Here is a 13,220-nt window from a genome sequence, read left to right as displayed (position 1 = left end):
CCCGGTCGTTAGGAGAGGATTTTTGGATGCAACATAATTGGTTATTATATATAGCGGCTTTTGCAAGTGCATTTGCGATTACGCTAGTAACAACTCCCCTTGCAAAGTGGATTTCTATAAAGTGCGGAGCAATCGATTATCCAAAGGACAGAGGTGTCCATAAAAAACCTATGCCCAGGATGGGTGGCGTAGCTATCGTGCTGGGTTTTACCATTACGGTTTTAATGGTATTCTATTTTGACAAAGGAATGAGTACAAAGCAGTTCATTGGCTTTCTTACAGGCGCCCTATTGATTGCAGGCTTAGGTGTTTTGGATGACATGAAAAACTTACCTGCAAAGTTAAAATTTTGTGTGCAGATTGTAGCAGCTCTCGTTGTCATTTTTTCAGGTACCCAAATTCAGGTGGTTCTTTGGCCTGTTACGGCCGCGTTACAGAAATTTAGCATTCCTATTACATTAATCTGGATTGTTGGCGTTACCAATGCAGTTAATTTAATAGATGGATTGGATGGCTTAGCGGCTGGTGTTTCTTCCATTGCAGCTTTAAGCTTAATGGTGCTTTGCATCATGACCGGCAGTAATACAGCCGTTGTTTTAACCGCCGCTCTTGCTGGCGCATGCCTCGGTTTTTTACCTAGAAACTTTAACCCTGCCGAAATATTTATGGGGGATACAGGTTCTACCTTTCTTGGTTTTGTTTTGGCGGTTACCAGTATTCTAGGGGTATTTAAGGGCTACGCTCTATTGGCTGTAAGTGTTAGCGTGTTGTGCTTAGGATTGCCGGTATTTGATACCATTTTTGCCATGCTTCGTCGTATGGCAAAGCATCAGCCAATTATGCAGCCAGACCGTGGGCATTTGCACCATCGTTTGATTGACAGGGGTTTTACACAGAAGCAGGCCGTGTTGATTTTATACGCTGTGAGCCTGTTCTTAGGATGCTTGGCGATTTTTATTTCTTTTAAAGATTCCAGGATTATTGTGGTTGTATTGCTAACAGTAATTTTATTGAGTTTTATTATTTATTATTTTAATGTTCATGTAAAACATAAAAGTAAGTAAAAAAAGGCTGCCCAAAGACAAAATGCGTCGAAGGCAGTCTTTTCTTAACGGCTAGAACATGTTATACTTAAAGTTACAAAATGATGGATAGAAGGGAGGGTACATATGGCGAAAGAAATTTATCTATCAAGCGAATTTGTGGAGAAGGAACTCCCATTGGCACCGCCGTTGTATGTTTCTATCTACTTGATGACAAAATCCTTAGAAGGTGCAGATGCGGCTAGGATTGCTGATAAGCTGAATATCTTGGAAAGCGATGTTGTTCGTGCATGGCAATATTGGAAAGATAGAGAGTTGGTTAAGTCTGCAAAACCCCAACAAAATCCTGTGTATTTAGCCCAAAGGCCTGAATATGGTACAGCGGAGCTGTCTGAGTATATGAAACACAAAGAAATGAAGGAACTGCTACAAACTGCCCAGAGGAAATTAGGAAAGCCCTTGACGCAGCAGGATATCAGTATGATTTTTGGTTTTTACGATTGGCTGGGTTTCCCGTTGGATCTCATTGAGGTTTTATTCTCCTATTGTGTTTCAGATGGGTTTAAAGGAATGCGATATATAGAAAAGGTTGCAATGGCATGGGCAGAGGAAGGCATAAACACCGTGGAGAAGGCAGCACAATACATCGAAATGAGAAAAACCGGCTTTCAATCAATCATGCGGGCTTTTGGTCAAAGCGGAAGAATGCCCGTGGAAGGCGAGGAAGCCTATATGAAAAAATGGTTGAATGAATATGAACTTCCATTGGATGTAGTTAAGCTGGCTTGCGAAAGAACAGTGATGCAGACCGGCAAGGTAAGTTTTGCTTATGCTGATAGCATTCTGCGCAAATGGAAAGATGCAGGGGTAAAAACTGTAGAAAACATTGAAATCTTAGACCGTGCATTTGCAGCAAAGAAGTCGGTTAAAGTTGCAGAGCCAAAGCCTATGGCAACAAGCCCAAAACAAAATCGTTTTATCAATTATACCCAGAGGCAGTGGGATTTTGAAAAATTAGAGAAGTTACAACGGGAAGAAAGAGACAAATGGTAAAGGGAGGCGGGAGCGATGGCAACTAGAACGAAAATATTTCGTGAGATATTGCGGGAGTATGATGGATTACGGACGCAGAAGGCTGCAGAGTTGCGTGAAAGGAAGGCTATGCTCTATGATAGATTACCCCGCTTAGAAGAAATTGAACGGGAGATGGCGCTTTTGGGCACCAAGACTGCCCGAATGGTTTTGCAAGGCACCCTTGACCCTCAAATGGTCGTAGAACAACTTAAAACAGAGCAGAAGGTGTTGGAACAGGAGCGTTTGGCTATTTTAGCTACAAACCAAGTTTCTCCCAAGTTGTTGGAGATTGAGTATGCTTGCCCTAAATGTGGTGACACCGGGTTTATTGGAACAGAACAATGCATTTGCTTAAAAAGACGGCTGATGGATAAACTCTATGACCAATCAAACGTGCGGGATATTATAAAAGTTGAAAACTTTGACAATTTTGATTTTTCTTTGTACAACACTGCCCCATCTAAAGAAGAGGGGCTTTCACCAAAAGCAAATGCGGAAAAGCTCTACCGTAGGGCATTGGCCTTCGTAGAAGAGTTTGGTAATGGTGCAAATTTGCTGATTTATGGTGGAACAGGTTTGGGAAAAACATTTTTGTGCAATTGTATTGCGAAGGATCTGTTGGAAAAAGGACATACCGTTTTATACCTAACAGCTGGTCAACTTTTTCGAAAGCTGGAAGAACAAAAATTTCATCGGGATGATGACGAAGAGGAAGCTAAGGAATGGGATCAAGAACTGTTAGAGGCAGAGCTGCTAATCATCGATGATTTGGGAACTGAGTTTTCCACGATATTTACGGCATCAGAGCTTTTTCGCATTATAAACGATAGAAAGTTAGCAAAAAAAGCAGTTGTTATTTCAACGAATTTGGGTCCTACGGAGTTAATGAGCCTTTATTCAGACCGTGTTACATCTAGATTTTTTGGCGAGTTTGAGCAGATGAAATTTTTTGGTGATGACATACGTATAGTTAAAAAGTTTAAGAAATAATAAATGACAAAGGGAGCGCCGACAAAAAAATGGAGACGTTCCTTTTTAATTTTAGTATTTTGTAGAGAATGGGATATGTTTGGTTCATTATATTTGCTTTTAATACTTGCCTAGTTCAACGGCAAACATGTTTGTGCATACAAAATTATTAGGCAATAATAGGGATTTGTGGTATAATAAGAATACAAAAAGAAATACACTTTTGTAAACTGATGTTTACTATTAGTGTTTTCTTTTGTGAAAATAGTAGATATATCATATCCAACAAATTAAGTAACATTTTTAATGAAAAATGGGGAGTACACTTTTATCCCGAGTATCTGCTATTTTGCAGGATAAAAGGGAAGAACTTCAACAGATTTTGTTATATATTAATAAGAATTATAATTAAGTTTCGTTTTTGAGGTGACCAATGAGAGGTTTCTTTATTTCCGTGGAAGGCAGCGATGGTAGCGGCAAGTCCACTCAGATTAAAAAAATTGAGGCATATTTAAAAAGTAAGAATCAGGAAATCCTACTTACAAGGGAGCCCGGAGGCACGGTAATTTCTGAAAAAATCAGAGAATTGTTGTTAGACCCTGGGAATAAAGAAATGACTGTTAGGGCGGAAATGCTGTTATATGCTGCGGCAAGAGCCCAGCATTTAGAAGAATTCATCCTTCCCAATTTATATCAAGGAAGAAATGTTTTGACAGATCGATTTACGGATTCAAGCATTGCTTATCAGGGCTTTGGGAGGGAACTGGGAGATGTTGTGGCAGAGGTAAACCATATTGCAACAGGAGGCATTTGCCCAGACATCACATTTTTTTTAGATCTGGCTCCTGATGCTGGTATAGCCAGAAAGAAAGCAGAAATAGATCATGCCATGGATCGGCTGGAGCTTGAAAAAAAGGAGTTCCACCAAAGAGTATATAGCGGATACCTGGCTTTATGTGATTTGCATGGGCAACGCATCTGCCGTATTGATGCAAGCAGAGATATAGACTCGGTTTTTGCTGAGATACAGGCGGGTTTGGATAGATTATTTGGTTTTTAAATAAATGACGGGAGGGGTATATATGAAGCTCATTATTGCCATTATTCAAGACGAGGACGCGGGAGAGGTTATCTCCAATCTGAACAAGGCTAGTTTTCAGGTGACGAGGTTAGCGACGAAAGGCGGCTTTTTGCGAGCAGGAAATACGACTCTCTTAACTGGCGTGGAAGATGAAAAGGTGGAAGAAGCATTAGGCATTATTGAAGAAAACAGCAGGTCACGGACACAGTTTGCAACGCTGCCTTCCTCTTGTGGAGCCATGCACGGATTTATATTGGCACCCATAGAAGTAAATATTGGTGGGGCGACGGTTTTTGTTGTGGATGTTGAACAGTTTAAAAAGTTCTAAATGGGAAAGAACTAAATTTAGTTGTATCGCAACAGGTATATAACATTGAAAAGGAGTGGGCGCATTGTATACCTTTCAAGAAATTTGGGGCAACCAGCGTCTGCTCCAGCATTTGCGTATTGCAGTGAAAAATCAGAAAACATCCCATGCGTATCTATTTGTTGGTGGGGTGGGAGCGGGCAAGAGAATGATTGCAAACACCTTTGCAAAGTATCTTTTGTGTTCCAACCATCAAGAAGATTCTTGTGGGATTTGTGATAGCTGTCGGGTTTTCGACAGTGGGAATCATCCGGATGTGATACACGTATCCTCGGAAAAGAAAACTTTAGGTGTGGACGAGGTTCGTGGTCAGATACTTGAAACCGTTGATATTAAGCCCTATCATTATGACAAAAAGATATATATCATTCACCAGGCTCATACCATGACGATTCAAGCACAAAATGCACTGTTGAAAACCTTAGAGGAACCCCCTAGCTATGCTGTTTTTTTGCTTTTAGCCCAGACTGAAGATGCGTTTTTACCCACCATTTTGTCAAGAACAGTCACATTGAAAATTAGCCCTCTTTCAGAAGAGGAAATTAGCCGTTATTTGGTTCAAAAGGGATTGGTATCTGCTGAGGAGTCTGTATTTTATGCAACATATGGACAAGGAAGAATTGGCCTTGCTCTGGAATTGTTAGAGGATGAAGTTTTTTATGAAATGAGAGAGAATATACTAAAACAAATGAGCCAATTACCTTCAATGGAGTTATCTGAAGCCTTGCTCTTAGCCAAGGAATGGGAAATATACAAGAATGACTATCGATTTTTAGATATTATTGATTTATGGTATCGAGATTTGCTGGTGGCAAAATCATTACGAGATGAAGGATTTCTCATACAAAAAGACAAAAAAGAAATGATTTTTTCTGCTGCAAAGGAGCCGACTGAGATTTTGGCGATTAAGGCGGCAGCTGTGGTGAAGGCAAAAGAATGCTTAAAACAAAATGGAAATTTTCGGCTAACCTTGGAGGTTATGCTGATGGAGTTAAAGGAGAATATAGCCCAATGATTGAAGTGGTAGGAATTCGATTTAAAAAAGCAGGAAAAATGTATTACTTTGATCCCGATGGATTAAAGCTGGATAAAGAGGATTATGCCATTGTGGAAACTGCCCGTGGTGTGGAATATGGTATGGTAATTAAGGAAAACACTTTTGTGCCAGAGGAGACCATTGTGCCTCCTCTTAAGAAGGTGCTTCGAAAGGCAACAAAAGATGATGCGCGTACGGTGGAAAACAATGAGAAAAAAGAAGCTGAGGCGTTTCAAATTTGTTTGGGGAACATTGCGCGCTTGGATTTGGATATGAAGCTGGTTGATGTAGAAATGACCTTCGACCGAAATAAATTGATTTTCTATTTCACTTCTGATGGCAGAGTTGACTTTAGAGAATTGGTAAAAGAATTGGCAGCAACTTTCCGCACACGTATTGAGCTTCGTCAGATTGGTGTGCGTGATGAAGCTAAGATGTTAAATGGCATTGGTATCTGTGGCAGAACCTTATGCTGTGCTACTTTTTTGGGGGATTTTCAGCCTGTTTCAATCAAGATGGCGAAAGAACAGAGTCTTTCTTTGAACCCTACAAAAATCAGTGGTATATGTGGACGTTTGATGTGTTGCTTGAAATACGAAGAAGAAGTTTATGAGGAATTAAATCGCAAACTTCCAAAAGTAGGAGATATTATCGCCACACCTGATGGGACAGGTGAGATTCTCTCTGCCAATGTACTGCTTCAGCAAGTGAAAGCAGCGGTAAGAAAAAAAGAAAACGATCCGCCAACCATTGCTTTTTATCATGCAGATGAGATTAAGCTGATTAAAGCGAAAAAGAAGAAAAAACAAGAACCTATTCCTGAGGAATTAAAGGCTTATGAGGACTGAAATTAAGATAAACGAATATGAACGGATAGATGACTTGCACCGCAACGGCTATAAAATCATACAAGACCCAAAACGGTTTTGCTTTGGTGCAGACGCAGTGTTGCTTAGCGGATTTGCGATAGTAAAAAAAGGTGAAAGAGTATTAGATTTGGGCACAGGCACGGGTATTATTCCTATTTTGCTTGAGGCAAAAACCATGGGAAGTCATTTTACAGGACTGGAAATTCAGGATGAGAGTGTTGAAATGGCCAAAAGAAGTGTGGCCTTAAATGGATTGGAAGATAAGATATCCATATGTCATGGAGATATAAAGCAAGTCAGTGAAATATTTAAGGGAAAAAAGTTTGATGTTGTGACCTCTAATCCACCATATATGAATGAGGGATCAGGCCTTGTGAATCCCTTTCATGCCAAGGCGATTGCCAGGCATGAAGTTCTTTGCTCTTTGGAGGATGTGGTATCGGGGGCATCAAAGGTAATGGAAAGTGGCGGAAGATTTTACATGATACATCGTCCCCATAGGCTTGCAGACATTATTATACTTTTTCGCCAATATAGGTTAGAGCCCAAACGTTTACGTTTTGTTCATCCATTTCAGGATAAGGCGCCAACTATGGTTTTGATTGAAGGTGTAAAGGGTGGAAACCCAGGGTTAAAGGTTAATCCACCCATAATTGTTTATAGTGAACCGGGAAAGTATACGGAAGAAGTATTTGAAATTTATTATGGAGAAGGACAAGCATGATACAAGAAAAGGCAGGAACTTTATATCTTTGTGCAACACCCATTGGAAATATGGAGGATATTACCCTTAGAACTTTAAAGCTTTTGGAAAGGGTGGATGTGATTGCAGCGGAGGATACAAGAAATACGCTAAAGCTTCTAAACAGGTTTGAAATTAAAACTCCTATGACAAGTTACCACGAACATAACAAAGTGGGAAAAGGACCATATCTAATAGAAAGGCTTTTGGCTGGGGAAAATATTGCCTTGGTAACAGATGCTGGTATGCCGGGAATTTCTGATCCCGGGGCTGATCTAGTAAAGCTATGTTATGAGGCTGGGGTTCCTGTTACAGTTGCACCAGGTGCATCTGCGGCGGTGGTTGCACTGGTACTTTCTGGTTTGGATACGAGAAGGTTTGTATTCGAGGGCTTTTTGCCTTCTGATAAAAAAGAGAAACGATCCATTATGAGAACATTAGAAAAAGAGCATCGCACCATGATTTTTTATGAAGCACCTCATCGTCTACTGGATACGTTGGAGGAATTGGAAGGTATTTTTGGTGGGGATCGTCGGTGTGCTGCCATTCGAGAGCTAACAAAAAAATTTGAAGAGGTGCGACGGGATTCCATTGGAAATCAAAGGCTATATTTTAAAGAAAATCAGCCAAAGGGTGAATTTGTTTTGGTAATAGAAGGTCTTTCCCTGGACCAGCAAAAAAAAGAAGCCCAAGCTAGTTGGGAAGAAATATCTATTTCTGATCATATTGAAAGTTATTTAAATCAAGGTTTGAGCGATAAAGATGCAATGAAGCAGGTCGCTAAAGACAGGGGTGTTTCAAAGAGAGATATCTATAAAGAATATAAGGGGAATGAATAAATTTCCTTAAGTAACATAGATAAAAGGAAAGGGGTGTTTGGGAATGTTAAATGGTTTTTTGGCTTTGCGTTGGCAGGATATTCTGTTTGCTGCATGTATAGCATATGTGGTTTTTACTTTGATACGACGGGTTCAAAGTATCCTTGGAAGGAATCCTCAGGGTAGTGACTATAAAGTGGGAAATGTGGATATGGTGGATGTATATGAAAAGTGTAAAGAACTATTTCCAATTCAAAAGCTTACTTTTCATGGGAAAGAATTTACCCGTGGTATGCGCATAAAAGTAGTGACGATTCAGAAAAAAATCATCGAGGGCGAACTCATTGGTATGAATAAAGTGAATTTGATATGTATCCGTACCCATAATCAAATTATTGCCCATCAGCTAGAAAAGATTGAAGATATTACCGATATAGAATGAAAAAAAGGCTATCACCTGTTTGGGAGGTAGCCTTTTTGGTTGCCATAAATTTGTCGAAATATGGGGTAAACAAAAACCTTAACAGGATTTTAGCGGCTGAAAATATTGAATTTGTCGGGTTTCGGCATATAATTAAAATAAGTTTAGATAAAAATAAATACAATATTTAGGGGTAAGCCTTCCGGGATGTAATAAATATTGTATGTTCCAATAAAATTATTAAGTACATAGCCTTTAGGCAAAGTTGGGAAGAACGTATATGGACGTTTATCAATTGAAAATTGGTAGCAGAAGTATATTGAGGGGGTATTGCAAGTGAGATATCATGATGAAAGTTTTAACAATACATATAAAATGGGCATTGACATTGGCTCTACAACTGTAAAGGTTGTTTTGGTCAATGGTAAATTGGAAATGGTTTTTCAATGCTATCGAAGGCATTTTTCAGAGATCAAAAAGACATTAATGGGTATCATTCAAGAGGCTAAGGAACAGTTGGGAGATGTTTCTTTTTCCATAATGATAACGGGCAGTGGCGGCGTAAATTTGGCAAAAAGCATTGGGGTTGAATTTATTCAAGAGGTTGTTGCCACAGCAAAAGCGTTGGAGACTACAGCGCCCTTAACAGATGTTGCCATTGAACTTGGTGGTGAAGACGCTAAGATTATATATTTTGATGGCGGTAGCGTTGAACAACGAATGAATGGTGTTTGTGCTGGCGGCACGGGTTCGTTTATTGATCAAATGGCAAGCCTTTTGCAAACGGATGCAACAGGCTTGAATGAATTGGCCAAGGCGTATTCTGTTATTTATCCAATAGCTTCCCGTTGTGGTGTGTTTGCAAAAACCGATATCCAACCGTTAATAAATGAAGGAGCTAAGAGAGAAGACTTGGCAGCTTCAATTTTTCAGGCTGTGGTAAATCAGACCATTGCCGGACTTGCCTGTGGCAAACCCATTCGAGGGCATGTTGCCTTTTTGGGTGGTCCCCTTCACTTTTTGTCTGAGCTTCGTAACAGGTTTATAGAAACATTAAAATTGACAGACGAAACAACCATTATCCCCGAAAATTCTCATTTGTTTGCTGCCTATGGTACAGCAGTTTCTTGCAAGGATGAGGAATTCTTCAATTTCTCTGAAACGATGCAAAGGCTAAACCGGGATACAGAACTGGTTGCAGAGGTTGGACGAATGGAGCCTTTGTTCCGTGATGAAAAGGAATATAAGGTTTTTAAGGATAGACATGATCGCAATAAAGTAAAAAGAACGGCAATCACCACTTATCATGGGGATGCCTTTTTAGGTATAGATGCAGGGTCTACCACAACAAAAGTGGCTTTGGTTGCTGAAGATGGCAGTTTGTTATATTCATTTTATGCTAGCAATGAAGGAAACCCTTTGGGAGTGGTAACCAAAAGTCTGAATGAAATGTATGATTTAATGCCCAAAGATGTAGTGATTCGCAATTCCTGTGTGACAGGGTATGGCGAGGGCCTCTTAAAAGAAGCGCTTATGGTTGATCTAGGGTATATTGAGACAGTTGCCCATTATAAGGCCGCTCAATTTTTCCGTCCGGATGTAGATTTTATTTTAGACATCGGTGGACAGGATATGAAATGTATCCGCATTAAAGATAATGTGATTGACAGCGTGCTATTGAATGAAGCTTGTTCCTCAGGTTGTGGTTCCTTTATTGAAACCTTTGCAAAATCCTTGAACTATGGTGTGGCAGATTTTGCAAAAATTGCTTTATTTGCTAAGCACCCTATTGATCTAGGGTCTCGTTGTACTGTATTTATGAACTCCCGTGTCAAGCAGGCACAAAAAGAGGGAGCCGACGTATCGGATATTTCAGCAGGCTTGGCTTATTCGGTCATTAAGAATGCGCTACTAAAAGTTATTAAGATTTCAGACCCCAAATCCATGGGGAAATCTATGGTGGTACAAGGGGGCACCTTTTATAACGATGCGGTTCTAAAGAGTTTTGAAATGATTAGTGGAAAGCAGGCTGTACGCCCTGATATTGCAGGTATTATGGGGGCGTTCGGTGCGGGTCTCATTGCAAGGGATAGATATGAGGCTGGCTACGAAACAACACTGATTAGTCGTGCAGAAATGAATGCTCTTGAGGTTCGCTCTAATATGGCAAGATGTCAGGGGTGTACAAATCATTGCCTCTTAACAATCAATTTGTTTAGCGGTGGAAGACGATTTATCACAGGAAATCGATGTGAAAGAGGGCTAGGAAAAGAAAAAATCGAAAATCCAGCTCCCAATCTATATGAGTATAAACGTCATCGGTTGTTTGATTATGAACCATTAGCAGTAGAAGAAGCAAACAGAGGTACAGTTGGTATTCCCCGAGTGTTGAATATGTGGGAGGATTACCCTTTCTGGTATACCTTCTTTACAAAACTGGGGTATCGTGTTGTGCTTTCCCCTTATTCCTCCAAGGAAATCTTTGAAAAAGGTATGGAGTCCATCCCAAGTGAATCGGTTTGCTATCCCGCCAAGTTGGTGCATGGTCATATAATGTATTTAATCCAGCAGAATGTGGATATGATTTTCTATCCAGGTGTGGTTTATGAACGCAGGGATAGTGCGGCAGCAGATAATAATTATAACTGCCCCATTGTGGCATCCTACAATGAAAACATAAAGAATAATGTGGAGGAGCTGCAAGAGAAGGGAATTCCATTCCTGAATCCTTTTATCTCCATGGATAAGATTGAAACGGTACAAAAACGAATGGTTCAGGAATTTGTACCTTTGGGTTGTACGAAGAAAGAGATTGAGGAAGCGGTAGAGTGTGGCTGGGAGGAATGGTCTGCATTCCGTCGAGATATACATATAAAAGGCGAAGAAACTTTGCGGTATATTGAAGAAAAAGGGATGATAGGGATTGTTTTGGGGGGGAGGCCATATCATGTGGACCCTGAAATCAACCATGGCATTCCAGAACTAATTGCGGGGTATAATATAGCAGTTTTTACCGAGGATAGCGTTGCACATCTTGGCAAAGCAAAGCGGCCCACCATTGTTAGAGATCAGTGGACATTTCACTCCAGGTTGTATGAGGCAGCGGCATTTGTGAAAACTCAAGAGAATCTTGAATATGTGCAGTTAAACTCCTTTGGATGTGGGCTGGATGCTGTTACAACAGATGAAGTAAAGGCAATCTTAAATGCTTCTGGTAAAATATATACAGTGTTAAAGATTGATGAGGTTAATAATCTTGGTGCAGCACGTATTCGTATTCGCTCTTTGATTGCTGCATTGGAAGATAGAAGAGAGAAAGGGGTATCTCTAAAGGAAGGGGATGCAAGCTTACACAGAGTATTGTTTACAAAAGAGATGAGAAAACAATATACTATACTGTGTCCACAGATGTCACCCATTCACTTCAATATCTTGCAGCCAGCTATTCGTGCCTGTGGGTATAACCTAGAGGTTATGGAAGCAATGGATAATAGTGCCATTGAAACTGGGCTTAAGTACGTAAACAACGATGCTTGTTATCCGGCGTTGATTGCCATAGGGCAGTTGATGAATGGCTTATTTTCAGGTAAATATGACTTGAATCGTACTGCTCTTTTGATTTCACAAACGGGTGGCGGATGTAGAGCAACAAACTATATTTCCTTTATCCGTAAAGCACTGGTAAATGCGGGAATGCCTAATATCCCAGTTATTTCTATCAACCCTGCGGGGCTGGAGAAGAACCCAGGGTTCGCCGTTAGCCCACGGTTGCTGAACCGAGCGTTACAGGCACTGGTATATGGTGATGTGTTTATGCGTGTCTTATATCGTACACGTCCCTATGAGAAGGTAACTGGCTCAGCGAATGCATTATATGAAAAGTGGAATGAAAAAGTAAAAAAAGATATTACCACTGGAAACTATATGACATATAAAGAAAACATTCGTGGTATTATTCGGGAATTTGATGAACTTGAACTTTTGGATATAGAAAAACCAAAAGTAGGTGTTGTAGGTGAAATTTTGGTTAAGTTCCACCCAACAGCCAATAATGATTTGGTAAATCTATTGGAAAGAGAGGGGGCTGAGGCTGTTGTACCTGATTTGTTGACCTTTGGTTTATATTGTTGCTATAATTCTACCCAGAAGGAAAAATACCTGGGTGGTTCAAGAAAAAGCAGAATCATTGCTGATACAGTGGCAAAAGTTATTGAGTTTTATCAAAAACCTATGCTCAGTGCATTGAAAAAGAGCACTCGTTTTGACTGTCCTCAAGATATAAGAGAATTAGGTAAGTATGCTGAAAAGGTGGTTTCCCTGTGTAATCAAACTGGTGAAGGTTGGTTTTTAACAGCGGAAATGATTGAGCTCATTCACAGTGGTGTTGCAAACATCGTTTGTACTCAGCCCTTTGGTTGTTTGCCAAATCATGTTGTTGGCAAAGGGGTAATAAAGGAATTGCGTAAGCAATATCCCCTTTCTAACATTGTTGCCATTGACTATGACCCTGGTGCCAGTGAGGTAAATCAGCTAAATCGTATTAAATTAATGCTGGCAAGTGCCAATAAAAACATGGAGGCTGTGCGTACTAACAGTTTAAGCAGATACCATTCCTTGAGAGAGGCTGCATTCCATGTTCGAGAGGATGAAAGGGATTGTTAATCTAATTTTCAGGAATCGTCCCTTGGTGCTTGGAGCAGAGCCAAGGTAAATGGATAAGGCATGGTGTTTTCACTATGCCTTATTTTAATGTACTTGGAAAATATGTCTAATAATTTTCTCTCTACTATGGTCCATAGA

At 40.2% G+C, this 13,220-nt stretch carries 11 protein-coding genes; all 11 read left to right on the top strand.

From position 1 onward, the window contains the following. Nucleotides 1-26 precede the first annotated feature (26 nt). The 11 genes from ABVZ64_RS02740 (at nt 27) to ABVZ64_RS02690 (ending at nt 13,082) form a co-directional block, all read left to right on the top strand. Nucleotides 27-1,064, top strand: a complete 1,038-nt coding sequence (locus ABVZ64_RS02740; protein ID WP_352399522.1) for an MraY family glycosyltransferase — start codon at nt 27-29, stop codon at nt 1,062-1,064. A 105-nt stretch (nt 1,065-1,169) separates the two neighbouring features. Further along, entirely contained in the window at nt 1,170-2,096 is a 927-nt protein-coding gene (locus ABVZ64_RS02735; RefSeq protein ID WP_352399521.1) for a DnaD domain protein, read from the top strand. A gap of 15 nt (nt 2,097-2,111) precedes the next feature. Beyond that, entirely contained in the window at nt 2,112-3,107 is a 996-nt protein-coding gene (locus ABVZ64_RS02730; RefSeq protein ID WP_352399520.1) for an ATP-binding protein, read from the top strand. 412 nt (nt 3,108-3,519) lie between these two features. Continuing rightward, nucleotides 3,520-4,146: a dTMP kinase gene (tmk, locus tag ABVZ64_RS02725; RefSeq protein WP_352399519.1), complete on the top strand. Its 627-nt coding sequence runs from the start codon at nt 3,520-3,522 to the stop codon at nt 4,144-4,146. A 22-nt stretch (nt 4,147-4,168) separates the two neighbouring features. Next, the gene (locus tag ABVZ64_RS02720; RefSeq protein ID WP_352399518.1) at nt 4,169-4,495 is read left to right on the top strand and encodes a cyclic-di-AMP receptor; all 327 of its coding nucleotides are present in this window, start codon (nt 4,169-4,171) and stop codon (nt 4,493-4,495) included. A gap of 64 nt (nt 4,496-4,559) precedes the next feature. Further along, nucleotides 4,560-5,549 (top strand): DNA polymerase III subunit delta', encoded by a 990-nt coding sequence (gene holB, locus ABVZ64_RS02715; RefSeq protein ID WP_352399517.1) that lies wholly within the window; start codon nt 4,560-4,562, stop codon nt 5,547-5,549. Continuing rightward, a complete protein-coding gene (locus ABVZ64_RS02710; protein WP_352399516.1) occupies nt 5,546-6,418 on the top strand; it encodes a PSP1 domain-containing protein in 873 nt (290 codons plus the stop codon). Before holB ends, ABVZ64_RS02710 begins: the two co-directional genes overlap by 4 nt. Further along, the gene (locus ABVZ64_RS02705; RefSeq protein ID WP_352399515.1) at nt 6,408-7,163 is read left to right on the top strand and encodes a tRNA1(Val) (adenine(37)-N6)-methyltransferase; all 756 of its coding nucleotides are present in this window, start codon (nt 6,408-6,410) and stop codon (nt 7,161-7,163) included. Before ABVZ64_RS02710 ends, ABVZ64_RS02705 begins: the two co-directional genes overlap by 11 nt. Continuing rightward, the gene (rsmI, locus tag ABVZ64_RS02700) at nt 7,160-8,020 is read left to right on the top strand and encodes a 16S rRNA (cytidine(1402)-2'-O)-methyltransferase (RefSeq protein WP_352399514.1); all 861 of its coding nucleotides are present in this window, start codon (nt 7,160-7,162) and stop codon (nt 8,018-8,020) included. Before ABVZ64_RS02705 ends, rsmI begins: the two co-directional genes overlap by 4 nt. Before the next feature lie 43 nt (nt 8,021-8,063). Continuing rightward, entirely contained in the window at nt 8,064-8,441 is a 378-nt protein-coding gene (locus ABVZ64_RS02695) for a hypothetical protein (protein WP_352399513.1), read from the top strand. Nucleotides 8,442-8,795: 354 nt separating this feature from the next. After that, complete coding sequence (locus ABVZ64_RS02690) at nt 8,796-13,082, top strand: acyl-CoA dehydratase activase-related protein (RefSeq protein WP_352399673.1); 4,287 nt, start codon at nt 8,796-8,798, stop codon at nt 13,080-13,082. Nucleotides 13,083-13,220 lie beyond the last annotated feature (138 nt).

Origin of the sequence: Anaerotignum sp. (genome assembly GCF_040307045.1) — a bacterium.
Lineage (GTDB): Bacteria > Bacillota > Clostridia > Lachnospirales > Anaerotignaceae > Chakrabartyella.
Note: the sequence above shows the minus strand (reverse complement) of the source record. Positions and strands in the feature narration are given on the sequence as shown.